Origin of the sequence: Bradyrhizobium sp. sGM-13 (assembly GCF_018398875.1) — a bacterium.
Lineage (GTDB): Bacteria > Pseudomonadota > Alphaproteobacteria > Rhizobiales > Xanthobacteraceae > Bradyrhizobium.
In genome coordinates this window covers 123,325-146,618 of record NZ_JAGWDK010000010.1, presented here as the reverse complement: position 1 = coordinate 146,618, position 23,294 = coordinate 123,325, and the positions used below count along the sequence as shown (strand labels likewise).

Annotated in this window: 20 protein-coding genes and 1 other RNA gene; 17 read left to right on the top strand and 4 right to left on the bottom strand. The window is 63.6% G+C overall.

The genetic code is table 11. The features are described 5' to 3' along the window. Window positions 1–1,803: an ABC transporter ATP-binding protein gene (locus tag KJQ96_RS17305; RefSeq protein WP_213287793.1), complete on the top strand. Its 1,803-nt coding sequence runs from the start codon at window positions 1–3 to the stop codon at window positions 1,801–1,803. 82 nt (window positions 1,804–1,885) lie between these two features. Here the strand turns inward: KJQ96_RS17305 and KJQ96_RS17300 are convergent, their stop codons facing one another. Beyond that, window positions 1,886–2,818, bottom strand: coding sequence for a DMT family transporter (locus tag KJQ96_RS17300; RefSeq protein ID WP_213287792.1), 933 nt, complete (start codon window positions 2,816–2,818; stop codon window positions 1,886–1,888). Window positions 2,819–2,890: 72 nt separating this feature from the next. Beyond that, window positions 2,891–3,634, bottom strand: a complete 744-nt coding sequence (locus tag KJQ96_RS17295) for a sulfite exporter TauE/SafE family protein (protein WP_213287791.1) — start codon at window positions 3,632–3,634, stop codon at window positions 2,891–2,893. Window positions 3,635–3,844: 210 nt separating this feature from the next. Here KJQ96_RS17295 and KJQ96_RS17290 point away from each other — a divergent pair, with 210 nt between their 5' ends. The 3 genes from KJQ96_RS17290 to KJQ96_RS17280 all read left to right on the top strand — a co-directional run bounded on the left by KJQ96_RS17290 (window position 3,845) and on the right by KJQ96_RS17280 (window position 6,455). Continuing rightward, window positions 3,845–4,558, top strand: a complete 714-nt coding sequence (locus tag KJQ96_RS17290) for an alpha/beta fold hydrolase (RefSeq protein WP_213287790.1) — start codon at window positions 3,845–3,847, stop codon at window positions 4,556–4,558. 103 nt (window positions 4,559–4,661) lie between these two features. Beyond that, window positions 4,662–5,627 carry an AraC family transcriptional regulator gene (locus KJQ96_RS17285; protein ID WP_213287789.1) on the top strand — a complete coding sequence of 322 codons (966 nt, stop codon included), beginning with the start codon at window positions 4,662–4,664 and terminating at the stop codon, window positions 5,625–5,627. Window positions 5,628–5,726: 99 nt separating this feature from the next. Next, the gene (locus KJQ96_RS17280) at window positions 5,727–6,455 is read left to right on the top strand and encodes an alpha/beta hydrolase (protein ID WP_213287788.1); all 729 of its coding nucleotides are present in this window, start codon (window positions 5,727–5,729) and stop codon (window positions 6,453–6,455) included. Window positions 6,456–6,527: 72 nt separating this feature from the next. On the opposite strand, the gene rnpB is transcribed toward KJQ96_RS17280, so the two are convergent. Then, window positions 6,528–6,950: RNase P RNA component class A (rnpB, locus tag KJQ96_RS17275), an RNA gene on the bottom strand. A gap of 140 nt (window positions 6,951–7,090) precedes the next feature. Here rnpB and KJQ96_RS17270 point away from each other — a divergent pair. The 3 genes from KJQ96_RS17270 to KJQ96_RS17260 all read left to right on the top strand — a co-directional run bounded on the left by KJQ96_RS17270 (window position 7,091) and on the right by KJQ96_RS17260 (window position 9,279). Further along, on the top strand, window positions 7,091–7,522 hold the full coding sequence (locus KJQ96_RS17270) for a PAS domain S-box protein (protein ID WP_213287787.1): 432 nt from the start codon (window positions 7,091–7,093) through the stop codon (window positions 7,520–7,522). Window positions 7,523–7,675: 153 nt separating this feature from the next. Next, the gene (locus KJQ96_RS17265; protein WP_213287786.1) at window positions 7,676–8,026 is read left to right on the top strand and encodes a YciI family protein; all 351 of its coding nucleotides are present in this window, start codon (window positions 7,676–7,678) and stop codon (window positions 8,024–8,026) included. A gap of 14 nt (window positions 8,027–8,040) precedes the next feature. Further along, entirely contained in the window at window positions 8,041–9,279 is a 1,239-nt protein-coding gene (locus KJQ96_RS17260) for an RNA polymerase sigma factor (protein ID WP_213287785.1), read from the top strand. A gap of 34 nt (window positions 9,280–9,313) precedes the next feature. Here the strand turns inward: KJQ96_RS17260 and KJQ96_RS17255 are convergent, their stop codons facing one another. Then, window positions 9,314–10,099 carry an N-acetylmuramoyl-L-alanine amidase gene (locus KJQ96_RS17255; protein WP_249734148.1) on the bottom strand — a complete coding sequence of 262 codons (786 nt, stop codon included), beginning with the start codon at window positions 10,097–10,099 and terminating at the stop codon, window positions 9,314–9,316. Window positions 10,100–10,644: 545 nt separating this feature from the next. On the opposite strand from KJQ96_RS17255, the gene rsmH reads away from it, so the two are divergent. From rsmH to ftsW, 10 genes are all read left to right on the top strand, one after another. Further along, entirely contained in the window at window positions 10,645–11,640 is a 996-nt protein-coding gene (gene rsmH, locus KJQ96_RS17250) for a 16S rRNA (cytosine(1402)-N(4))-methyltransferase RsmH (RefSeq protein ID WP_213287783.1), read from the top strand. Between the two features lie 2 nt (window positions 11,641–11,642). Then, a complete protein-coding gene (locus tag KJQ96_RS17245; RefSeq protein WP_213287782.1) occupies window positions 11,643–12,035 on the top strand; it encodes a hypothetical protein in 393 nt (130 codons plus the stop codon). Then, complete coding sequence (locus tag KJQ96_RS17240; RefSeq protein ID WP_028350382.1) at window positions 12,032–13,783, top strand: penicillin-binding protein 2; 1,752 nt, start codon at window positions 12,032–12,034, stop codon at window positions 13,781–13,783. The genes KJQ96_RS17245 and KJQ96_RS17240 overlap by 4 nt, the downstream gene beginning before the upstream one ends. Window positions 13,784–13,946: 163 nt before the next feature. Then, on the top strand, window positions 13,947–15,404 hold the full coding sequence (locus KJQ96_RS17235) for a UDP-N-acetylmuramoyl-L-alanyl-D-glutamate--2,6-diaminopimelate ligase (protein WP_213287781.1): 1,458 nt from the start codon (window positions 13,947–13,949) through the stop codon (window positions 15,402–15,404). Beyond that, on the top strand, window positions 15,401–16,783 hold the full coding sequence (gene murF, locus KJQ96_RS17230) for a UDP-N-acetylmuramoyl-tripeptide--D-alanyl-D-alanine ligase (protein WP_213287780.1): 1,383 nt from the start codon (window positions 15,401–15,403) through the stop codon (window positions 16,781–16,783). The genes KJQ96_RS17235 and murF overlap by 4 nt, the downstream gene beginning before the upstream one ends. Before the next feature lie 157 nt (window positions 16,784–16,940). Next, a complete protein-coding gene (mraY, locus tag KJQ96_RS17225; RefSeq protein WP_213287779.1) occupies window positions 16,941–18,047 on the top strand; it encodes a phospho-N-acetylmuramoyl-pentapeptide-transferase in 1,107 nt (368 codons plus the stop codon). A 4-nt stretch (window positions 18,048–18,051) separates the two neighbouring features. Next, window positions 18,052–19,452: a UDP-N-acetylmuramoyl-L-alanine--D-glutamate ligase gene (gene murD, locus KJQ96_RS17220; protein WP_213287778.1), complete on the top strand. Its 1,401-nt coding sequence runs from the start codon at window positions 18,052–18,054 to the stop codon at window positions 19,450–19,452. Between the two features lie 378 nt (window positions 19,453–19,830). Continuing rightward, the gene (locus tag KJQ96_RS17215; RefSeq protein WP_213287777.1) at window positions 19,831–20,496 is read left to right on the top strand and encodes a nucleotidyl transferase AbiEii/AbiGii toxin family protein; all 666 of its coding nucleotides are present in this window, start codon (window positions 19,831–19,833) and stop codon (window positions 20,494–20,496) included. A gap of 75 nt (window positions 20,497–20,571) precedes the next feature. Beyond that, on the top strand, window positions 20,572–22,008 hold the full coding sequence (locus KJQ96_RS17210; RefSeq protein ID WP_213287776.1) for a DUF5107 domain-containing protein: 1,437 nt from the start codon (window positions 20,572–20,574) through the stop codon (window positions 22,006–22,008). A gap of 117 nt (window positions 22,009–22,125) precedes the next feature. Then, the gene (ftsW, locus tag KJQ96_RS17205) at window positions 22,126–23,277 is read left to right on the top strand and encodes a putative lipid II flippase FtsW (RefSeq protein ID WP_213287775.1); all 1,152 of its coding nucleotides are present in this window, start codon (window positions 22,126–22,128) and stop codon (window positions 23,275–23,277) included. Window positions 23,278–23,294 lie beyond the last annotated feature (17 nt).

The following is a 23,294-nucleotide window of genomic DNA, read 5'->3' as shown; positions in this document are numbered from 1 at the left end:
ATGACCTTTCAAACAGACAAACGTCCCGCGGCGATACGCGTGGTGATCCCGTTCGTGTTCCGCCACTGGCTGCAACAGCCCGGCCGCGCCGCCGTCGTAACCGGCGGCCTGTTGGGGGCAACGGCGGCCGACCTGTTCATGCCGATCTTCTCCGGCCGGCTGGTCGATGCGCTGACGCTGGGCACCTCCGATCCGGGCGCGCGACAGGCTGCGTTTGCAGCCTTCGGCGGGATCGTCGCGCTCGGATTCGTGTCGATAATCCTGCGCCTGACCGGCCTGCAGGCGATCGTGCCGTTCACGCTCACGACCATGTCAGACGTGTCGCGCGACGCTTTCGCGCGCGTGCAGCGCTTCTCGACCGACTGGCACGCCAACTCGTTTGCCGGCTCCACCGTGCGCAAGATCACGCGCGGCATGTGGGCGCTCGACCTGCTCAACGACACCATCTTGATGGCGCTGCTGCCGTCGCTATTTGTGCTGGTCGGCTCGATGATCCTGCTCGGGCTGCACTGGCCGGTGCTAGGCGCGGTCATCGCGGTCGGCACCGTCATCTATGTCTCGATGACGATGGCGTTCTCGGTGAACTACATCGCGCCGGCTGCGCGCGTCTCCAACGCTTGGGACACCAAGGTCGGCGGCACGCTGGCGGATGCCTTGACCTGCAACGCGGTGGTAAAGTCCTTCGGCGCGGAAGCGCGCGAGGATGCGCGGCTGGCCGGCGTCGTCGGACGCTGGCGCACGCGGGTGCGTCGGACGTGGTACCGCTATAACTACACCTCGACGGCGCAACTTGCCGTGCTGTTGTGCTTTCGCGGCTCGGTGATCGGCGGGGCGATCCTGCTGTGGATCGCCGGCCGCGCCACGCCGGGTGACGTCACCTACGTGCTGACCAGCTACTACATCATTCATGCATATCTGCGTGACGTCGGCATGCACATCAACAACCTGCAGCGCTCGGTCAATGACATGGAGGAGCTGGTCGCGATTCACGACGAGCCGATTGGCATCGCCGATGCGCCGGATGCCAAGCCGATCGACATCCAGGGCGGCCGAATCGTGTTCGACGACGTGACGTTCCATTACGGCGGCCACCGCGCGCCGCTCTATGATGGACTGTCGGTCGAGATCCGCGCCGGCGAACGGGTCGGTCTGGTCGGCCGCTCCGGCTCCGGCAAGACCACGTTCGTCAAGCTGGTGCAGCGGCTCTACGATATCGGCGGCGGGAAAATCCTGATCGACGGTCAGGATGTCGCGAAAGCCACGCAGCAATCGCTGCGCAGCCAGATCGCGATCGTGCAGCAGGAGCCAATCCTGTTTCACCGCACGCTGGCCGAGAATATCGCCTATGGCCGGCCGGGCGCCAGCATGGCGGCGATCGAGCAGGCGGCGCGGCTCGCCAACGCGCATGACTTCATCCTGCGGCTGCCGAAGGGCTACGGCACGCTGGTCGGCGAGCGCGGCGTCAAGCTGTCGGGTGGCGAACGGCAGCGCGTCGCGTTGGCTCGCGCGTTCCTGGCGGACGCGCCGGTGCTGATCCTGGACGAGGCAACCTCGAGCCTTGACTCAGAGTCAGAGGGCCTGATCCAGCAGGCGATGGAGCGGCTGATGAAGGGACGGACCTCGATCGTGATCGCGCACCGGCTGTCGACGGTGCGCAGCCTCGACCGCATCCTGGTGTTCGACCGCGGCGAGATCGTCGAGCAGGGCACGCATGCGGCGCTGACGGCGCGCCCCGGCGGCATCTATCGCGGGCTGTTCGAGCTGCAGGCCACCGAGTTCAGCCGCATTTCGGCGGCGGAGTGAGAGCCGTATTGTTGCGAACCCGATCGATGTCGGAATATGTTTTCTGGCACCGAGAGGGGCTCGCGCGATGCGCTGGTTTCGATCAGGACGCCGCGAGCTGAGGCGGCTCGCGATCTCGCTGCGGCAGTGACGGCGCCGGCTTGGCCCGCGTGCGCGTCGAAATGGCGACCGTCACCACGACGGCAGCAGCGAACAGCAGGATCTGCAGCGTGATGGTCTCGCCGTTGAAGAACGCCGCGAGCGCAAAGGTGATGAAGGGTTGCAGCAACTGGATCTGCGAAACCCGCGCGATGCCGCCCATCGCTAACCCCGCATTCCACGCGAAGAAGCCGATCCATTGCGAGAACAATGCGACGTAGAGCAGCCCGAGCCAGGGTTTCAGCGCGATGTGAGTGATATCGGCGGGCATGGTCAGCACGGCTGCCGGGATCGACAGCGGCAGCGCAATCACCAGAATCCAGCTTATGACCTCCCAGCCCGGCATTTGCGAGGTGAGCCGGCCGGAGAATGCGTAGCCGATCGCGGCGACGACAACCGATGCGAACAGGAATAAGTCACCGGCGACAAGCGCGCCGCCGCCTTGCCGCAATGCGAATGCGATCACCAGCGCGGCGCCGGCCACGGAGGCGATCCAGAACAGCGGCCGTGGCCGCTCATGAGTGATGGCGACGGCGACCAGCGCGGTGGCGATCGGCAGTACGCCCAGCACCACGCCGCCATGCGAGGCGTCGACCCGCTGCATGCCCATCGACATCAACAGCGGAAAGAGGATCGCGACGCAAAGCATCGCAATGATCAGTTGCAGCCACAGCGCGCGCGGCGGCAGCGGTCGGCGTAGCACCAGAAGGAGCGCCAGCGAGCACAGCCCGGCGATCGCGGTGCGCAGCGCGGTCAGTGCAATCGGATCAATTTCCGCAACCGCAATCCGCGTCGCCGGCAGCGTGCCGCCGAAGATCGCCATGCCGATGAAGCCCAGCAACAGGCCGAGGCGCTCGCGCGAAGCAGGGGAGCTCATGACGCGATTGGTTAGCCGCTTTGCAGGTCAGCGTACAGCAATCTACTCGGAGCACATGGCGGCTATGCGCGGCTATCTCGGAGCAATGCTGCTCCACACCAATCCGACCCCGGAAAGAAACAGCAGAGCCAGCACGACGTCGTAGAAGTTTCGATCATTGAGGGCGTGATAGGTGCGCATGCCAAGACGGGCACCGATCAGCGTGCCGGGCAGCGCCAGCATCGCCAGCCAGAACACGTCGAATTCAACAAAGCCGCTGGCGATCTGCAGCATGAGCGCGGCGCCGAGCACGCTGCCGTTGAAGATCTGGAAGACGCCGCGGCGCTGGTCCTTGGTCCAGCCGCGGATGCTGGCCCACAAGGTCGGCAGCGGGCCCGATAGGCCGGCGAGGCCGCCGAGGATGCCGCCGGCAAATCCGACGGCTGCGTCTGCCGGCCGGCCGCCGAAGCGGAAGGCCATCGGCTTGCGGATGAAATAGAGTCCGGTGGGAAATACCAGCAGCATCACGCCGACGCTGAGCTTGAAGTTTTGCGGGTCGGCGCGCGCGACCAGCAGCGCCCCGATCGGCATGCCGACAAGGCCGCCGGCGACGAACGGCCACGCCAGCTTGAAGTCGAGAACTTTCCACATCGACGGCAGCGTCGAGATTTGCGAACTGACCGAACAGATCAGGACTAGCGGCACGGCAATGGCCGGCGGCAAGATATAAAGCCAGATCCCCAGCGCCATCAGCGCCGTGCCGAAACCGGAAAGTCCGGAGACAAAACCGCCAGCGAGCGCGCCGGCAAGTAGGATAACGTAGGTGGTTAGATCCACTCTTCTCTTTCCCTCACGTCATTCCGGGATAGTCCGAAGGACCAGACCCGGAATCTCGAAATTCTCAGGGGCGCAATGGCGCCCCATAGTTCGATGCTTCGCATCGCTCCGGAATGACGACATGCAATTTGTACCGACGTTTACACGACGCGGCGGACAGGTACTATCGCAATCCAAGCCTTCAACAATAACTTGGTGGGAAACGGGCCGATGAGCGTAACTCCAAAAACCTTCCTCGTTTGTCACGGCGCGTGGTCCGCGGGCTGGGCCTGGAAGAAGATGCATCCGCTGATGCAGGCCGCCGGGCATCGCCTGATCACGCCAACCTACAGCGGTCTCGGCGAGCGCGCGCATCTGGCGCATCCGGGGATCGATCTCAATTCGCATATCGAAGACATACTTGCCGTCATCGAGTATGAAGATCTAAGGGACTTCGTGCTGATCGGCCACAGCTACGGCGGCATGGTCGCGACCGGCGTCGCCGACCCCGCCCGTGATAAAATCAAGCAGCTCATTTATATCGACGCCTTCGTGCCGCAGGACGGCCAGTCGCTGCTCGATTTGAATGAGGCGGGGCGGGCGCGGATGCAGGAGCTTGCAAAGAGCGGCGATGGCTGGCGCGTGCCGCCAAACCCGACGCCGCCAGATACGTCGCCCGCCGACGTCGAATGGCTCAACGCGCGTCGCGTCGACATGCCGATCAAGTGTTTCGAGACCAAGCTCAAGCTGCAGGGCGGCGCGCTGACGCTGCCGCGCAGCTACATCTACGCCACCCGCATCACGCCCGCTGACACCTTCGGACCATTCGCCAGGATGACGAAGGTTGATCCCGCCTGGAGCTATTACGAGATCGACGCCAGCCATGCGCCGAATGTCACCGCGCCCGTGGCGCTGATGGCGCTGCTCCAGAAGATCGCGGCGTAGTCCCGTTACCCCATCCACGGGATGTTGCCGGCGGATTGACTCTCCACCATCCGCCCAACAAGCTAGCCAACCGGGGTCGACATCGATCGCAGAGGGCAGGGCCATGGCGGCCAGAACGACTTCAGTCATCGAGACATGGTCGACCGGCCTGGTCGAACCGGAACGGCGCCTCGACTATTGGATCGGCGCCGTCTGCGAATGCTTTCTTGAAATGGACATCACGACGCCGGTGCGGTCGGGATTTGATTGCTCCGTTCAGCGCGGGCAACTCGACACGATCGGTATCAACCGCGTCGAGGGCTCGGCGCAGCACGTCTACCGCAGGAAAGCCAGCCTCGCGCGCAGCGCGTCGAACTACTATTACCTGCTGTGCAAGACCGACAATGACTGGACCGCCATGCAGAACGGCCACGCGTCCCGCCTGCAGCCCGGTGATCTCGTGCTGCTGGATTCGCGGCGCTGCTACGAGTTCAACTTCCCGCTGACCTCGAACACGCTATCACTGGAGCTGCCGATCGCGTGGGTCGAATCCTGGATCACCGATCCGGAGCGACGCATCGGGCGGCGCATCGACGGACGCGCCGGCTGGGGCGCGGCGCTCAGCGCGTTTGCTTGCCAGTTGACGCCGCAACTGGCGATCGAGCGACCCTTGCCTGCCCAGGTTCTGACCGACCAGCTCGGAGCGCTGCTGGCGCTCGCATCCGGAAGCGAGATTCCGGCCGCGCCCTCCGAGCAACGCGATGCCGCGAAGCTGTTGGACCAGATCGGCCGCGTCATCCGGCTGCGCTATGCCGAACCCGGGATGACGGCTGCGACCGTCGCCGCACATCTGCGTGTCTCGGAACGAACCCTGCATCGCTGTCTCAACAAAGCGGGCCTGACGTTCAGCGGGTTGCTCAACGATTGCCGCATGGCGGCGGCGCGTAGGATGCTGAGCGAGCCGCGGTTCGATCGCATCAGCGTCGGCGGGATCGGGCTGCGGGTCGGCTTTTCCGATCCGTCCCACTTCATCCGCCAATGCCGCAGATATCTCAGCATGACGCCGGGCGCCTTCCGGCAGCAGCGCTAGAGGTTGGCGCAATCAGGCGATGGTGGTGGCCGAATCCGGCCATCCGGGAATAGCCGTCCCCATCAATGTCTGATCTCCAAAAAATCAGGGGGAGACGGAATGTCAGACATTTACGTTCTTGTTCACGGCGCGTGGCACACTGGCGCCGAGATGGAAGCGGTGGCCGAACATCTTCGCAAAAGCGGCCATGTCGTGCATTGCCCGACGGTCGCCGGCAACAACAAGGATGACGATCGCGAGAAAACAGGCCTCGAACAGGCGATCTCGTCCGTCGTCACTTACATCGAAGCGAACAATCTGCGCGAAGTCAGGCTGGTCGGCCACTCCTATGGCGGGATGGTGATCTCGGGCGTCGCCGACCGTTTGACGGACAGGATCAAGCGCCTCGTCTACGTCAATGCCTTCGTGCCCTTGGATGGGCAGTGCCTCAACGACATGGTGCCGCCGCACTATATCGGCCTGTTCGATGCTGTGGCCGCTGCCAAAAACAACGCCGTGATGCTGCCGTTCGAAATCTGGCGCGATGCCTTCATCAATGATGCCGATCTCGAACTGGCAAAGTCGGCCTATGCCAGGCTCAACCTGCATCCGTACAAGACGTTCACCGACAAGATCGCGCTGAAGCGTCCACTGGCAGAGCTGCCGATCGGCAAATCCTATGTCAATTGCCGGCAGGACATTGCCCTGCCGCACGGCCTGCCATGGCATCCGCGATTGTCGGAGCGGCTGGGGCTGTTCCGACTGGTCGAATGCGACGGCAGCCATGAGATGTTCTTCAGCAACCCCGCGCGGCTGGCGCAGGCGATCGGGGAGGCGGGGCGCGACTGAGAGTGGTACGCGCGACGTCAAACAAAATGGGCGAGGGGCCCGGCGTGTTCGCGCCGAGCCCCTCATTCACAAGATATCAGCCAGCCTGTAAGCCGGGTTCTGTAGGGCACCATTCTTTCGAATGATACGTGACGGCCATTCCTCTGGGACCATGTTCGCACATGGCCTCGAGCAACCTACCCGGACGGCGAGCCTGACATAGCCCTGCGGCGTTATCGCTTTCGCGAACAGCCCGCGTTGCCGTCCCTATTCGGTTTTGCTCCCGGTGGGGTTTGCCATGCCGTCTCCGTTGCCGGAGACGCGGTGCGCTCTTACCGCACCTTTTCACCCTTACCCTCCGAAGCCCGAAGGCGAAGGAGGGCGGTTCGTTCTCTGTGGCACTTTCCCTAAGGTTACCCCCGCCGGACGTTATCCGGCACCGCATGTCGATGGAGCCCGGACTTTCCTCCCCCGCAGCCTTTCGACCATAGCGGGAGCGGCCGTCCGGCCGACTGATGCCTTACGAATGGGGATTCCGGGCCGCCGCGTCAAGCGATCACGATGTTAATCGGGTTCCATATGCGCGATTTTGACAGACGTGGCCCGGCGGCATTTGATGCTGGCTGGTCGATTTGAGGATCGGTAGCGGAGGCGCGATGAACATTCCTGCCGGTCTCGGCGAAGCACTGCTGCAGAGCGTCTCCGACGCGATCATCGCGACCGATCGCGAGGGGCGTATCACGTTCTGGAATCCCGGCGCCGAGCGGATCTTTGGATTCACGGGCGGGGAGACCATCGGCCAATCGCTCGACCTGATCATCCCTGAGAATTTGCGCGCGCGGCACTGGGCGGGCTTTCGTCATACGATGGCGACTGGAACGAGCCGCTACGGCCAGGGCGATCTGCTGTCGGTGCCGGCGTTGACCAGGGATGGACGCCGCATCTCGGTTGAGTTCACCATCGCGTTGCTGCGAAACGCGTCGCAGGAGGTGGCGGGCACCGTGGCCGTCATGCGCGACGTGACGAAGCGGTTTGAGGAAGTCAGGGAGCTGAAGCGGAAACTGGCGGAGGTTGGCGGGAAATCCTGAATATCCGGTGGCAAATGTTCATGTTTCTTGTATCCCCGCTTGCCGGAACGGGCCGCCCTGTCGCCAAAAATAAACTTCCGTGACGATGTCGTTTTGCGGGAAGCCCATTCGACTGGGTGTCGGCGATCCAGCCGGTAAGAAGGAGTTTCCAAGATGCAGTATCTGTTGTTGATTTATCGAAACGAAGCCGAGGAGGCAAAAAGGAACTCTTCCGAACTCCAGAAAACCACGGCGGAATACCGCGCCTTCACCCAATCCATCATCCAGAGCGGCAATTTCAAGGCCGGCGACGCGCTGCAGGCGACGACGACCGCCACGACAGTGCGCGTTCGCGACGGCAAGATGTTGACGACGGACGGTCCGTTTGCGGAGACGCGCGAGCAGCTCGGCGGCTATTATCTGGTCGAGGCCAAGGATCTCGATGAGGCGCTGGGCATTGCCGCCAGAATTCCCACCGCCAGGGTTGGCTCGATCGAGGTCAGGCCGATCATGGTCTATGATTGACGTCCAGCGATGGCATGACACCACGCGAGATCGAAAAAATCTTTCGCGACGAGGCGGGGCGGGCGCTGTCCACGCTGATCCGCCACGTCGGCGATTTCGATCTGGCCGAGGATGCCTTGCAGGATGCGTTTGCGGTGGCGCTGGAACGCTGGCCCGCCGCCGGCCTGCCGTCCAATCCACGTGCGTGGCTGGTCAATGTCGGTCGCAACAAGGCGGTGGATCGCGTCAGGCGCAACATCGCGTTCCGCGGCAAGCAGCAGGAATTGACGCATGAGTTGTTGCTGAATGCGTCCGAGTCGTGCGAGCCATCCGACGGCGGGGTCGTCGACGACGACATGCTGCGGCTGATCTTTACCTGCTGCCATCCGTCCTTTGCTATCGAAGTGCAGGTCGCGCTGACGCTCAAAACGGTATGCGGCCTCACCACGGCCGAGGTCGCGCGCGCATTTCTGGCCAGCGAGGAAGCGATGGCGCAGCGCCTGCTGCGTGCCAAGCAGAAGATTCGCCTCGCCGGCATCCCTTATGAGGTTCCGGAACGCGAAGCGCTGGAGCCGCGCCTGCGCGGTGTGCTTGCGGTCATTTATCTCGTCTTCACCGAAGGCTATGCCGCCACCTCCGGCGCGGATCTGATGCGGCCGGATCTGGCGCGCGAGGCGATCCGGCTGGCGAGGTTGCTCGATGCGCTGATGCCAGCGCGTGGCGAGATCAAGGGGTTGCTCGCCCTGATGCTGTTGCACGATGCCCGCCGCGCCGGCCGCGAGACCGCCGGCGGCGACATCGTGCTGCTGGAAGAGCAGGACCGCAGCCTGTGGGACCAGCGCCAGATCGCCGAGGGCTTGGTGCTGGTGGAGGATGCGTTGCGGATACCGGGGCGGCCGCAATCCTACGCGGTGCAGGCGGCAATCGCCGCATTGCATGCGCGGGCGCCGAGCTATGAAGATACCGATTGGCCGCAGATCGCCGGGCTGTATGAAGTGCTACTGCGGATCAGTCCGTCGCCGGTGATTGAACTCAATCACGCCGCTGCCATAGCGATGGTCGACGGCCCGGCACGCGCGCTCGATCTGGTCGATGCGCTGGAGGCGCGGGGCGGACTGAAAGGCTATGAACTGCTGCCGGCCGTGCGCGCCGATTTGCTGCGCCGGCTGGACCGGCGCGATGCGGCGCGCGAAGCCTATCTGGCCGCGACCGCGGCAACGCAGCTTGAGCCGCTGCGGCGATATTATGCGCGGCGGATCGCTGAGATGGGCTGAGACCGACGGAGGTCATTCCGTCATTGCGAGAGAACTACCGCGCCGCCACCGTCGTCATCGCCTCCGCCGGCAGGCTCGCCAATAGCGCGTGCAGCGTGCTCATGGTCGAGTGATCGGCGATGCCGTCAACACGCGCGGGTCGGAAGTGGCGCTGGAATGCGGTGACCACTTCCATGGTCGGACCGTCGAACTTGCCGTGGGTCGGGATGTTGTAGCCGTATTTGGCGAGCGCCGCCTGCATGTTGGCGACGCCGTCTGAGATGCTGCCGAGCTTGAGCGTTTCACCGCGCACGATCGGCGCCGGCTGCACCCAATGGCCGACGCCGGAATTCGCCAGCAAGTGCCACGGGAATTTTTCGCCGGGATCCTTCTTGCGCGCCGGCGCGACGTCGGAATGTGCGAGCACGCGATGCGCAGGTATCTTGCGGCGGAGCATGATGCCGCGGCACAGCGCGATCACGGCGGCGATCTGGCGCGATGGGAAATCCGGATAGCCCCAATCGTGGCCGCTGTTGATGATCTCAACGCCGATCGAGCAGGAATTGATGTCTTCCTCGCCCGCCCAACAGGACACGCCGGCGTGCCAGGCGCGCTTGGCTTCCGGCACGCTCTGCACGATGCGGCCGTCCTCCAGCACGATGTAATGTGCTGAGACGTCGGTGCCGGGGGTGCAGAGCTGGGCGATCGCGCCTTCCACATCCGGCATGCCGGTGTAGTGCAGCAGGATCATATCGGCGAGGCGGCCGTCGTTGCGGTCGCCATAGTTCGGCGACGGGATGATGTCGGATGCGATCGAGGAATCCGGGGTAAAGGTCTTCATGTCGGCGTTGGCCCTGGGAACGGGAAGGGCGCGTTGACGCCTCGAATCAATACCAGCAGATGTGAACGAACCAGAAGCCATTTTTTAAACCCAAACCGGGCGGCAGAGCGGCAACATCGTGTTCGAACGGCAATATCGTTTACTATTCATTTACCGCGTGCCCGCGCAATGCGGCGGCCGAGTTCCCTCTCGTATTTTGACCAGGTGTGGGCGAGGCGCATCACTCTTTTTCGATGTCTCGAAAGCGCGGAAAACCCGCGGCCGACCATCAACGCTTTCTTAACGCTAAGTGCCGTTACTAAGTGGTGAATAGCCGAACCGGGTTGGGGCGGCCGAGGCCCTCTTTCACGCTCGAAATTGCCATGGCAACCCAGCAAATTCCGTCTGGAAATGAGGGGTCGCGGGGCCGGGCGAGAGGCGGCAATCCCACCTGTTCGCGGCCATTTGGCCGGAAAAGCCCGGCGAAGCGCAGAGATTTGAGGCGCAATGGGCCCGTTCGCGTCGAGTTTTCGTACCACAGACTGGAAAACGCCAGAGGACGGCGCATGACCCCGGCTGCGCCGCGCCACATCTCGGTGCTTGGCCGCGAGGCGATCGAGATGCTCGATCCCCGGGGCGGCGGCATCTATGTCGACGCGACCTTCGGCGCCGGCGGCTACAGCCGCGCGATTCTCGATGTTCCGGGAACGCAGGTGATCGGCATCGACCGCGACCGGTCGGCGGTGGCCGGCGGGTTCGACCTGGTCGAGCAGTCCGGTGGCCGGCTGACCCTGGTCGAGGACCGATTCTCCAACCTTGCCGAAATCTGCGCGGCGCAAGGTGTGCCTGCGGTGGACGGCGTCGTGATGGACGTCGGGGTTTCCTCGATGCAACTCGATCAGGCCGAGCGCGGCTTCTCGTTCCGGCTCGGCGGCCCGCTCGACATGCGGATGGGTCACGACGGGCCGACGGCGGCCGATGTGGTGGCGAAGGCCTCCGAGAGTGACCTCGCCAACATCATCTATATCTTCGGCGAAGAGCGCCATTCACGCGCGGTGGCGCGCGCCATCGTGGCGGCGCGGAAAGAGGCGCCGATTACGACGACCCAACAACTGGCCGATATCGTCGGCAGGGTGGTGCGCTCAAAGCCGAACGAAATTCATCCGGCGACGCGCACGTTTCAGGGCTTGCGGATCTTCGTCAACGCCGAGCTCGACGAACTGCATCTCGCACTTGCGGCGGCGGAGCGCGTACTGAAGCCCGGCGGGCGGCTGGTGGTCGTCTCGTTCCATTCGCTGGAAGACCGCATAGTCAAGGATTTCCTCAACGCGCGCGGCAAGGCTGGCGGCGGTTCGCGGCATTTGCCCGAAGTGGCGCAGGCGGCGCCGAGTTTTCAGATCCTGACGAAGCGTCCGGTGATCCCCGGTGAAGCCGAGCTTGCCGCCAATCCGCGCGCGCGTTCGGCAAAACTTCGCGCTGCCGAGCGCACCGCAGCGCCGGCGCATGCAGCAGGCCGCCTGCCGGCGTGGCCGACCCTTGCCGACGTGATGAGGGGAGGCTGATCATGCGGATCATCCACTTCCTCGTCATCGGCGTGCTGGTGTTCGCAGCCGCCTATGTCTACCGGATCAAGATGGAATCGACCGCGCGCGTCGAGCGTGTGCTGCGGCTCAACGCCGAGATACGCGAGCAGCGCGATGCGATTGCGGCGCTGCGCGCGGAATGGGCCAAGCTCGATGCGCCGCTGCGGCTGCAGGGGCTTGCCGAGCGCCATCTCAGCCTGAAGCCGCTGGTCGCCACGCAATATGACCAACTGAAGAACTTGCCGGAACGGCCGCCGGCTTTTGCGCGGCCGGGTGCGCCTGATCCGATCGGCGCGATGATCAACACCATCGAGGCTGCCGCCGAGGCGCCGTCCACGACCGGCTCCGTGCCCGCACCGGGAGATCGGCAATGACCGGCCGCGCGCTTGCCAACTCCAGAAGGCCCGCGGAACCGTGGCGGCGGCGGCTGATCCGCAGCCTGCTCTATGGGCGCAACGTCGACCGCGCCGTCAAGGCGCGGGCGCGGGTGGGCCTTGCGATCCTGCTATTTGCGGCAATTTATGCTGTGCTGGCCGGACGTCTGGTGATGTTCGCCGTCGGCGCCGACAGCCACGGCGGCCGCCGCGCCGCCTCGCAGGACGCGATTGCAACCGCGCGGCCCGACATCGTCGATCGTAACGGCGAGGTGCTGGCGACCGACGTCAAGGCGCCGAGCCTGTTCGGCGAGCCCAGGCGCATCATCGACAAGGACGAGGCAATCGAACTCTTGACCGCCGCGCTGCCGGACCTCGACACCGCGGAGGCGCGCACGCGCCTGTCGTCGCGCAAGGGATTTGTGTGGCTGAAGCGCGAGATCACGCCAAAACAGCAGCACGACATTCACAAGCTCGGCATTCCCGGCATCGGTTTCCTGCGCGAGAACAAGCGCGTCTATCCGACCGGCGCCGCGGTCGCGCACCTGATCGGCCTCGTCAACATCGACAACGCGGGCATCGCCGGGATGGAGAAGTGGCTGGACAATAACGGTCTGGCCGACCTGCACCGCGCCGGCTTCGCCACCGATCGGCTGCAAAAGCCGGTGGAACTGTCGATCGACCTGCGCGTCGAGCACGCGCTGCGCGACGAATTGTTGAAGGCGAAAGAGAAGTACAAGGCCAAGGCAGCTTCCGGCCTCGTCTCCAATGTCAGGACCGGCGAGATCGTAGCCCTGGTGTCGCTGCCGGATTTCGATCCGAACAATCCGAAAGAAGCGCACGATCCCGAGCGCATCAACCGCCTCACCACGGGCGTGTTCGAAATGGGCTCGACCTTCAAGGCGCTGACGCTGGCGATGGCACTGGATTCCGGCAAGGCCAACCTCAACACGCTCTATGACGGGCGCGGGACGCTGAAGTTCGGCAAGTTCACCATTCACGACACCCATCCGGTCGGCCGCGCGATCACGCTGTCGGAAGTGTTCACCTTCTCCTCCAACGTCGGCGCGGCCAAGATCGCGCTGGCGCAAGGCGTGGAAGCCCACAAGGCATTCCTGAAAAAGCTCGGCCAGATGGACCGGCTGCGCACCGAGTTGCCGGAAAGCGCATCCCCAATCGTGCCGAAGCGCTGGACCGAGCTCAACACCATCACGGCTTCCTTCGGCCATGGCATCGCGGTGGCGCCGCTGCAGGCGGTGATGGGCATCAATGCCTGCATCAATGGCGGTCTTTTGATTCCCCCGACCTTCCTCAAGCGGTCGGAAGAAGAGGCGCGGGCCATCGCCAAGAAGGTGCTCCGAACCGAAACCTCCGAGAAGATGCGCTATCTGATGCGGCTGAACGCCGAGATCGGAACCGCCAAAAAGGCCGACGTGAAGGGCTACTATATCGGCGGCAAGACCGGCACCTCGGAAAAGGTGGTCAATGGCCGCTATTCCAAGAAACAGGTGCTCAATTCCTTCACCGCGATCATCCCGGCTGACAATCCGCAGTATCAGTTGCTGGTCATGCTGGACGAGCCGAAGGCGTTGCCGGAAACCCATGGCTTCATCACCTCGGGCTGGAACGCGGTGCCGACCGGCGGCAAGGTGATTGCCCGCATCGGCCCACTCCTGGGCATTGAGCCGCGCTTCGACCTGCCGCCGTCCGACCGCCTTATTCTTGCAGCATCGAAGACAACCCAGTAAGGCGTAGGAGGAGCATGATCCGGAAAAGTGGAGACCGGTTTTCCCTCGCGATAAACGCGAAGCGTTTGCGCGGAGATCATGCTCCCAAAATAGAGATGGATCATGATCCAAATCGGATCATGATCCACGCGCGCCAAACTGCGCCGGGCCGGACTGGAACAAGATGAAACTTCGCGACCTCTTCAGCGATGACGCTGCGATCGAGCCGCAGGCGGAAGCTGTCGATGTGAAAGGCCTTAGCGCCGACAGCCGCGCGGTGAAGCCCGGTGATCTGTTCTTCGCGCTCGCGGGGACCAAAACCGACGGCGCGCGCTTCATTGATTCCGCGGTCAAGGCGGGCGCGGTAGCGATCGCCGGCGAGCGTGTCTCTTCGCACGCTCGCGTTCCCTTTGTCGTCACGCCGAACCCGCGCCGCGCGCTGGCGCTGGCGGCGGCGAGATTTTATCCGCGTCAGCCGGCGACCATCGCGGCGGTGACCGGGACCAGCGGCAAGACCTCGGTCGCGGCGTTCACGCGCCAGATCTGGGAACGGCTCGGTCATGCGTCCGCTAGCATCGGCACCATCGGTCTGGTGTCGCAAAAGCGCACGGTCTACGGCTCGCTGACGACGCCGGATCCGATCGCGCTGCACAGGCAACTCGACGAGATCGCGGGCGACGGCGTGACGCATCTGGCTTTCGAGGCCTCCTCGCACGGGCTCGACCAGTTCCGGCTCGACGGCGTGCGCATCGCCGCCGGCGGCTTCACCAATCTCTCGCGCGACCATATGGACTACCATCCGTACGAGGCGCATTACCTCGCCGCGAAACTGCGACTGTTCCGCGATCTCGTCGTGCCGGATGGCGCGGCCGTGATTTCGGCCGATCATGATTGTTCGCAGCAAGTGATCGAGGCGGCGCAGGCGCGGGGTTTGCGGATCATTGCCGTCGGCGGCAACGCAGATGGCGCGGGCGAAGGCATCCGCCTTGTCGGCGTCACCGTCGAAGGATTTGCGCAAGATCTCGCGCTCGAACACCGCGGGCGCAACTACACGGTCAAGCTGCCGCTGGTCGGCGAATTCCAGATCGAGAACGCCCTGGTCGCCGCAGGACTTTCGGTCGGCACCGGCAGCGACCCGGCCGCGGTGTTCGACGCGCTCGAGCATCTCGAAGGCGCCAAGGGCCGGCTGGAGCGGGTCGGCGAGCACAATGGTGCGCCGATCTTCGTCGATTACGCGCACAAGCCGGATGCGCTGGCCAAGGCGCTGCAGGCGCTGCGGCCTTACGCGAAGCGCAAGCTTGTCGTCATCTTCGGCGCCGGCGGCGACCGCGACGCCGGCAAGCGTCCCATCATGGGCGCGATTGCGGCCGAGAATGCCGATCAGGTCATCGTTACCGACGATAATCCGCGTAGCGAAAATCCGGCTGCAATCCGCGCCGCCATTCTGGCTGCGGCGAAGGGCGCAACCGACATCGGCGATCGCGCGGAAGCGATCCGGGCAGGGATCGCGGCGCTACAGCCTGGCGATGCATTGCTGATCGCCGGCAAGGGGCACGAGACCGGCCAGATCGTCGGCGACAAGGTTTTGCCATTCAGCGATCACGAGGCGGTGGCGGCCGCGCTCGCAGCGAGGATGGCATGAGCGCGACACCATTGTGGACGGTTGCCGAGGTTGCGCGCGCGCTGGGGCTGTCGGGCGAATATCCGGACACGCCGACTGATTTCGTCACGCAGGACAGCCGGCTGGTGAAGCCCGGAAGCCTGTTCGTGGCATTGAGCGGCACGCCGAGCGGCGGCTTCATCTCCAGTTTCGCCAGCGCGCGCGACGGCTGGGAATTCGCCGGCAAGGCCGAGGCGGCCGGCGCGGTGGCGATGATCGTTCCACACGCCGTCGACGGCGTCCGCGTTCCGCAGTTGATCGTCAAGGATACGCTGATCGATGGCCTGTGGGCGCTGGCGCGCGCGGCGCGGGCGCGCTTTGCCGGTCCGGTGATCGGGCTCACCGGCAGCGCCGGCAAGACCAGCACCAAGGAATTCCTCGCTGCCTATCCTGCCGCCTACGCGAGCCCGAGCAGTTTCAACAATTTTTGGGGCGTGCCGCTGACGCTGTGCAATGCCAGCCCGCGAGCGAGCGTGTGGGTGGTCGAGATGGGCATGAACCAGACCGGCGAGATCGCGCGGCTGAGCGAGCTGACAAAACCGACGGTCGCGCTGGTGGTGAACGTGCAGCCGGTGCATCTGGAAAAGCTCGGCAGCCTGGAGGCGATCCGGCGCGAGAAGGTGAGCATCGCGCAGGGCCTGCCGAAAGATGGCGTGCTGGTATTGCCTGAAGATGTCGCGGCGCCGGAATGGAACGGCAAGGTCGTTCGCTTCGGCGAAGGTTCGGATATTCACGCATTGAGGCATACGCCGGAAGGCGAGAGCTGGAACGTCGCTGCGCAGGTGAACGGCAGCCGGATCGAATTCGGCCTGACGCCCGGTGCGCCGCATCGTCTGCAGAACGCGTTGGCCGCGCTGGCGTCGATCCATGCCGCGGGGCTCGATCCGGTGGCGCTGGCGAAGGAACTCGGCGATGTCGGCATCATGACCGGCCGCGGCGTGGAGCAGAAGGTCCACGGCGTGACCGTGATCGACGACAGTTTCAATGGCAATCCGGCCAGTATGGTGGCCGCGCTCGGCAGCCTGAAGGCGCGGCCGGTGACATCAGGCCGGCGTGTTGCCATTCTCGGCGACATGCTGGAATTGGGCGCCGATGCGCCGGCGTATCACGAGAAACTCGCGAAGGACCTGCCGGGCCTCGACGGCATCTACTGCGTCGGCCCATTGATGCGCCATCTATACGACCTCGTGCCGGCAGAGCGGGCGCTTGGCTGGCACGAAGATCCGACGACGCTCGATCCCCAACAAATCGCCGCATTGCTGCGGGACGGGGACGTGGTGGTGGTCAAGGGCAGCAAAAAAATGTTCTGGGTGAACAAGTTTGTGCCCAGGCTGCTGGCTGCCTTGCAGGCAAAAGCGTAAATTGGCGCGCTCGTTGCTTCCGCGAGAGGCGATTCGTCAATACCTTATGCTTGACCAAGATTTGCTTGGTTTGAGGATGAAAACGATTATCAAGGCGTTTCCGGAGCGCTTCCCGCTAAAGACGGCGCAACCAAGCCGCGTGATAGGGCCTACCTGAATGTTTTACTGGCTGATCGAGCTTTCCAATACTGTTCCCGGTTTTGGCATCTTCCGCGGCTTCTTCAACGTGTTTCGCTACATCACCTTCCGCACCGGCGGGGCGATGGTGACGGGCGCGCTGTTCGTATTCCTGTTCGGGCCTTGGATCATCGATCATTTGCGGCTCAGGCAGGGCAAGGGCCAGCCGATCCGCACCGACGGCCCGCAGTCGCATCTGATCTCCAAGAAGGGCACGCCGACGATGGGCGGGCTGATGATCCTGTCGGGCCTCGTGGTGGCGACGCTCTTGTGGGCCAATCCGCTCAACCCCTATGTCTGGATCGTGCTCGCGGTGACGCTCGGCTTCGGCTTCGTCGGATTTTACGACGACTATCTGAAGGTGACCAAACAGAGCCATAGCGGCTTTGCCGGCAAGCTGCGGCTTTTGATCGAAGCGGTGATTGCGCTCGCGGCCTGCTACGCGCTGGTGCGGCTCGGCCGCGATGCGACATCGACCTCGCTCGCAGTGCCCTTCCTGAAGGATGTCGCGATCAATTTCGGCTGGTTCTTCGTGATCTTCGGCGCCTTCGTCATTGTCGGCGCCGGCAACGCGGTGAACCTGACCGACGGCCTTGACGGGCTTGCGATCGTGCCCGTCATGATCGCCGCCGCCAGTTTCGGCATGATCTCGTATCTGACCGGCAATGCGGTGTTCTCCGATTATCTGCAGATCCGCTACGTCGCCGGCACCGGCGAGCTCGCGGTGCTGTGCGGCGCGGTGCTTGGCGCCGGCCTCGGCTTCCTCTGGTTCAACGCGCCACCGGCCTCGATCTTCATGGGCGACACCGGCTCGCTCGCGCTCGGCGGCATGCTCGGCGCGACCGCGGTCGCGGTGAAGCACGAGATCGTGCTCGCCGTGATTGGCGGATTGTTCGTGCTGGAGGCCGTCTCCGTGATCGTGCAGGTGACCTCGTTCAAGCTGACCGGAAAACGCGTGTTCCGGATGGCGCCACTACATCATCATTTCGAGCAGAAGGGCTGGACCGAACCGCAGATCGTGATCCGGTTCTGGATCATCTCGGTGATGCTGGCGCTGGCCGGCCTCTCAACGCTAAAGCTGCGGTGATAGCTTGATTCCCATCACTTCTTTTGCAGGCAAGACGGTCGCCGTCTTCGGCCTCGGCGGTTCGGGCTTGGCGAGCTGCCACGCGCTCAAGGCCGGCGGCGCGAAAGTGATCGCGGGCGACGACAGCGCCGACAATGTCGCCAAGGCGGCGCAGGCCGGTTTCACCACGGCCGATCTGCGCACCGTATCGTGGTCGAATTTCTCGGCCCTGGTCCTCACCCCCGGCGCGCCGCTGACGCATCCGGCGCCGCATTGGTCCGTACTGATGGCGCGGCAGGCCGGCATTGAGGTGATCGGCGACATCGAACTGTTTTGCCGGGAGCGCCGCCGTCACGCGCCCGAGGCGCCCTTCGTCGCCATCACCGGCACCAACGGCAAGTCCACCACGACGGCGCTGATCGCGCATCTGATTGATGTCGCGGGCTACGATACCCAGATGGGCGGCAATATCGGCACCGCGATCCTCTCGCTGGAGCCGCCGCGGATGGGACGCGTGCATGTGGTGGAAATGTCGTCGTACCAGATCGACCTCGCGCCCTCGCTCGATCCCTCCGTCGGCATTCTCCTCAATGTCAGCGAAGACCATATCGATCGCCACGGCACGTTGGAAAACTATGCCGCGGTGAAGGCGCGGCTGGTTGCCGGCGTGCAGCCGCAGGGCACCTCGATCGTCGGCGTCGACGACATCTGGTGTCGCAACATCGCCGACCGGCTCGACCAGGCGGGAAAGCGCGTGGTGCGGATCTCCGTGAAGAATCCCTTGCCCGACGGGGTCTATGTCGAGCGCGAGATCATCGTGCAGGCCTCCGGCGGCGCGCGCAACGAGATCGCAAGGCTGGGCGGCATCGGTTCGCTGCGCGGCCTGCACAACGCGCAGAATGCGGCATGCGCTTCGGCCTGCGCGCTGGCGATGGGCATCTCCATCGATACACTGCAAAACGGTCTGCGCAGCTTTCCGGGGCTGGCGCACCGCATGGAGCAGGTCGGCCGCCGCGGCAACGTGCTGTTCGTTAACGACTCCAAGGGCACCAACGCCGACGCCGCCGCGCATGCGCTGTCGTCCTTCTCTGACATCTTCTGGATCGCCGGCGGCAAGCCGAAGCAGGGCGGCATTACGGGGCTGACCGAATACTTTCCGCGCATCCGAAAAGCCTATCTGATCGGCGAAGCCGCGCAGGAGTTTGCGGGAACGCTGGGCGAGCGCGTGCCACACGAGATTTCGGAGACGCTCGACGTGGCAGTGGCCAACGCCGCTCGCGACGCCGAAGCGTCAGGGCTCGTCGATCCCGTGGTGCTATTGTCCCCCGCCTGCGCCTCGTTCGACCAGTACCGCAATTTCGAAATCCGCGGCGCTGCGTTCCGCGATCTGGTGACCGCGCTGCCGGGTGTGAAGCCGGTGGTGTGAGGGCCGAACCGTCGGCTCCACTTGGGCCCGACTGGCTTAGTTTGGCGGCTCGTGCTAAACTTACTGCCATGGAAACTTCACCGACCCGCGACCTCCCCAAGGAATTCTTGTCTGATCTGGAGAGGAAGTTTTTTTGGTGGGAGCCTGTTGGTCCTCAGCCCCGCTCGGATATCAGGATTCTCGCCCAGGCGATGAGCCTGGCGGGTTTTGAGGAGGTGAGGCGGTTGGAGCAGGTGGTTGGCTACGATCGACTTGCCGAAACGATGCTTCAGGCGCAGCCGGGATGGATCGATGAGCGGTCATGGGAATTTTGGCGTGGCCGCTTGATGCACGCAACCGGCCGCCGGATACCCGACGCCGCTCCGGTGAGATCGTTCGATGCCGGATCCGTTTGAACCTCGCATCGAAATCCTTCCGTCGGCCCAGAAGGAAATCTGGCCTCAACTGGCTCCGGCACCCGATCTGTCATTCGTGTTGTATGGTGGCACTGCCGTTGCGCTCCACTTGGGTCATCGCGTCTCGATCGATTTTGATTTCTTCAAGGCCGAACCCTTGGACAAAGCGCGTATCGAGACAAGTTTTCAATTTGTCCGGAATGCACGGACGATCCAGGAAGACAAAAATTCCCTGGTCATGGACGTGCCGATGTCGTCCGGATCGGTCAAGGTATCCTTCTTTGGCGGGCTCGCGCTTGGGCGGATCAACGATCCGCTTCGAACACGGGATTCGGTACTTTTCGTAGCCTCGCTCGAAGACCTGCTTGCCACCAAACTGAAGGCGATTCTGGATCGCGCTGAAGCCAAGGATTATCGCGACATTTCTGCAATGCTCTCCGCGGGTGTTTCGCTGGAAAAGGCGTTGGGGGCGTTTGCGGTAAACTACCGACGAGATCCCGCAGTTCCTCTCAGGGCTATGGGTTTCTTTAAGGACGGTGATTTGCCGTCCCTTCCTAAAGCCGATCAGGATCTGCTTCGCGCGGCGCGAGACCGGGTTTCCGACGTGCCGGAGGTGCCTATGTTGAAGGGATTGCTCTCGGCTGAATGAGCCGGCATGCCGCAATTTCGAAATTGTCGCGGGCGTACTGGATGGTCGCTCCTGCTCATTCGAAGAGCGTCGTAAATGGCACTCGTGTTCCCGCACGCACCCGGGTTCGTTTCGCGGCTGCACTATTGGCGGCCTTCGTTTCATTCCGCCGTGGATGCGGCGTCGCCGATATCCGACAGTGTGACTCTCAGCGAGTCGACGATTTCGTGGAGCACCGTCCAGTACGCGACCTCTGCGGAAAGCGGATTCGTCAGCGGGTCGCTCGACAAGAAGACCATCGTCGATCGCACGTTCAAGACCTACGTGATCGAGAATCGTTATCTGAAGGTAACGCTCTTGCCTGAATATGGCGGACGTATTCTTTCCATCATTTACAAGCCGACTGGCCATGAACAACTTTATCGCACCGAAGTAGGCGTGCCTTACGGCATCAACGCCAGCAATTTCTATTACGACTGGCTGATGGTGTATGGCGGCATCTTCCCGACGTTTCCCGATGCCGAGCACGGCAAGGCATGGCTGAAGCCGTGGAATTTTAAGGTCTTGAAGGAGAGTGCCGGCGAAGTGACGGTATCGATGTCGCTCAAGGATGATTTTGCGTATTCGGCAGCGCCAACGCAGTTTCTCAAGGGATCGACGGGTGTCGAAGCGACTTACTACGTCACGCTGAAAGCGGACCGCGCCGCTCTTGATGCGCGCGTGGTGCTGAAGAACCCGCAACCCTACGCGATCGATTACGAGTACTGGACGTGCACGACACTCGCACCGGGCTCGGACCCGAAGAACCCCAAGACGACCGGCGGCGCCGAAATCATCGCGCCGATCGAGGCCTACAGCACGCCTGCCTGGTCGGCCAACCTGTCTGAAGGTGATGAGAGCTTTGGTCCAGGCAAGAGCCGTTTCGAAAAACTGCGCTACTTCAAGAACTGGCCGACAATGGGTATCGCGTACGCGGCGCCCGATATGCAGGGCGGAAACTTCTGGGGTGTGATCAATCACGACAACGAGGAGGGGATCATCCGCATCGCGGACAATACCGTCACGCGGGGTTTGAAGATGTGGACGTGGGGATTTCCGTCGTTCACGAATGAAACCGACGCACGCAAGGACCCGAGCGAAGCGCGGCCTTACGTCGAATTGTGGGCGGGCGTGTCGGACCAGTTCTTCCACCGCGCCAAACTTCCTGCAGGGAGCGAAGTGTCTGTTACGGAGACCTACAGCCCGATCGTCGGCATGAGCAACGTGACGGATGCGAACGAGAATATCCTGATCAATCTCTCGGCCGCGGCCCCAGATGTGAAGCTTCAGTTCTTCAGCATCGAGCCGGCCACGCCGTTGCGCGTAACATTGAAGCGCGGCGATGCGATATTGTTCAACGACGCCGTGGAAGCCGACCCGAAGAACGGAAATCGCATTTCCGCTGCGCTTCCTCTCGGCGCCGGCGGCGAACAGGTGCGGCTGACGATCACGACCATGGACGGCAAAGAGCTGATCGCGGCCGAGACAAGGTAATTTGACTGTCGGATGGGTGGCGCTGCCGGATTTCTCAAAAGTTACCCGTCCCATTAACCCCCCATAAACCATCCTGCCCCACCAATGGGCGTTACCTCTGCCATTTTGGGAACGCCCATGCTCGCCCGTGACCAACGCACCCCGTTTTCGGACTGGTGGTGGACCGTGGATAAGCTGCTGCTTGGCGCGATCATGGCGCTGATGCTGGGCGGCGTCATCCTGTCGTTGGCGGCGAGCCCGCCGGTGGCGACGCGGATCGGGCTTGATCCGTTCCACTTCTTCAGCCGGCACATGCTGTTCCTGCTACCGTCTCTCCTGGTGCTGATTGGGGTATCGTTCCTGCCGCCCAGGCAGATCCGCCGTCTTGCGCTATTGGTGTTCGTGGTGAGCGTTCTCTTGATCGTCGCGACGCTCGTCTTCGGTGCGGAGGTGAAGGGATCGCGGCGCTGGATCACGCTGCTCGGAGTCAACATCCAGGCTTCCGAATCCGCCAAGCCCGCCTTCGTCGTGGTGGCGGCCTGGCTGTTTGCGGAATCGACCAAGCGGCCGGAAATGCCGGCGACCTCGATGGCGATGGTGCTGCTGCTGACGCTGGTGTCGCTGTTGGTGATGGAACCGGATTTCGGCCAGACCATGCTGATCCTGATGGTGTGGGGCGCGCTGTTCTTCATCGCAGGCATGCGGATGATCTGGGTAGCCGGCCTGGCCGGCGTCGCGATGGCCGGGTTGTTCAGCGCCTATCTGCTGGTTCCGCACGTCGCAGGCCGCATCAGGCGCTTCCTGAATCCGGCATCCGGCGACACCTTCCAGGTCGACATGGCAATGGAAGCTTTCTGGAACGGCGGCTGGTTCGGGCTCGGGCCCGGCGAAGGCATCGCCAAGCGCAGCCTGCCGGACAGCCACACCGATTTCGTGTTCGCGGTGGCGGCGGAAGAATTCGGCATCATCCTGTGCCTGGCGCTGGTTGGGCTGTTCGCCTTCGTCGTAATCCGCACGCTGACACGAGCCTACGCGAGCGAGGACATGTTCTCGCGCTTTGCGGCGTCGGGACTTGCGATCCTGTTCGGCATGCAGGCTGCCATCAACATGGCGGTCAATCTGCAACTGATCCCCGCCAAGGGCATGACGCTGCCCTTCATCTCCTATGGCGGCTCGTCGATTATCTCGCTGGCCTATGGCGTTGGCATGATGCTGGCGCTGACACGGCAGCGCCCGCGCACCGAGGTGGAATCGATGAACGCGGCCGGCGTGGCGCGCGGCTACGCCTGAGGGCGTGACTAGCGCTG

Excerpts from the sequence above, each read along its gene's own strand:
- KJQ96_RS17235 (WP_213287781.1), top strand. The coding sequence starts at position 13,947 with ATGAAACTTCGCGACCTCTTCAGCGATGACGCTGCGATCGAGCCGCAG.
- KJQ96_RS17305 (WP_213287793.1), top strand. The coding sequence starts at position 1 with ATGACCTTTCAAACAGACAAACGTCCCGCGGCGATACGCGTGGTGATC.
- KJQ96_RS17270 (WP_213287787.1), top strand. The coding sequence starts at position 7,091 with ATGAACATTCCTGCCGGTCTCGGCGAAGCACTGCTGCAGAGCGTCTCC.
- KJQ96_RS17210 (WP_213287776.1), top strand. The coding sequence starts at position 20,572 with ATGGCACTCGTGTTCCCGCACGCACCCGGGTTCGTTTCGCGGCTGCAC.
- KJQ96_RS17260 (WP_213287785.1), top strand. The coding sequence starts at position 8,041 with ATGACACCACGCGAGATCGAAAAAATCTTTCGCGACGAGGCGGGGCGG.
- KJQ96_RS17255 (WP_249734148.1), bottom strand. The coding sequence starts at position 10,099 with ATGAAGACCTTTACCCCGGATTCCTCGATCGCATCCGACATCATCCCG.
- KJQ96_RS17265 (WP_213287786.1), top strand. The coding sequence starts at position 7,676 with ATGCAGTATCTGTTGTTGATTTATCGAAACGAAGCCGAGGAGGCAAAA.
- ftsW (WP_213287775.1), top strand. The coding sequence starts at position 22,126 with ATGCTCGCCCGTGACCAACGCACCCCGTTTTCGGACTGGTGGTGGACC.
- KJQ96_RS17300 (WP_213287792.1), bottom strand. The coding sequence starts at position 2,818 with ATGAGCTCCCCTGCTTCGCGCGAGCGCCTCGGCCTGTTGCTGGGCTTC.
- KJQ96_RS17240 (WP_028350382.1), top strand. The coding sequence starts at position 12,032 with ATGACCGGCCGCGCGCTTGCCAACTCCAGAAGGCCCGCGGAACCGTGG.
- KJQ96_RS17245 (WP_213287782.1), top strand. The coding sequence starts at position 11,643 with ATGCGGATCATCCACTTCCTCGTCATCGGCGTGCTGGTGTTCGCAGCC.
- KJQ96_RS17280 (WP_213287788.1), top strand. The coding sequence starts at position 5,727 with ATGTCAGACATTTACGTTCTTGTTCACGGCGCGTGGCACACTGGCGCC.
- KJQ96_RS17215 (WP_213287777.1), top strand. The coding sequence starts at position 19,831 with ATGCCGGATCCGTTTGAACCTCGCATCGAAATCCTTCCGTCGGCCCAG.
- KJQ96_RS17290 (WP_213287790.1), top strand. The coding sequence starts at position 3,845 with ATGAGCGTAACTCCAAAAACCTTCCTCGTTTGTCACGGCGCGTGGTCC.
- rsmH (WP_213287783.1), top strand. The coding sequence starts at position 10,645 with ATGACCCCGGCTGCGCCGCGCCACATCTCGGTGCTTGGCCGCGAGGCG.
- KJQ96_RS17285 (WP_213287789.1), top strand. The coding sequence starts at position 4,662 with ATGGCGGCCAGAACGACTTCAGTCATCGAGACATGGTCGACCGGCCTG.
- murF (WP_213287780.1), top strand. The coding sequence starts at position 15,401 with ATGAGCGCGACACCATTGTGGACGGTTGCCGAGGTTGCGCGCGCGCTG.
- mraY (WP_213287779.1), top strand. The coding sequence starts at position 16,941 with ATGTTTTACTGGCTGATCGAGCTTTCCAATACTGTTCCCGGTTTTGGC.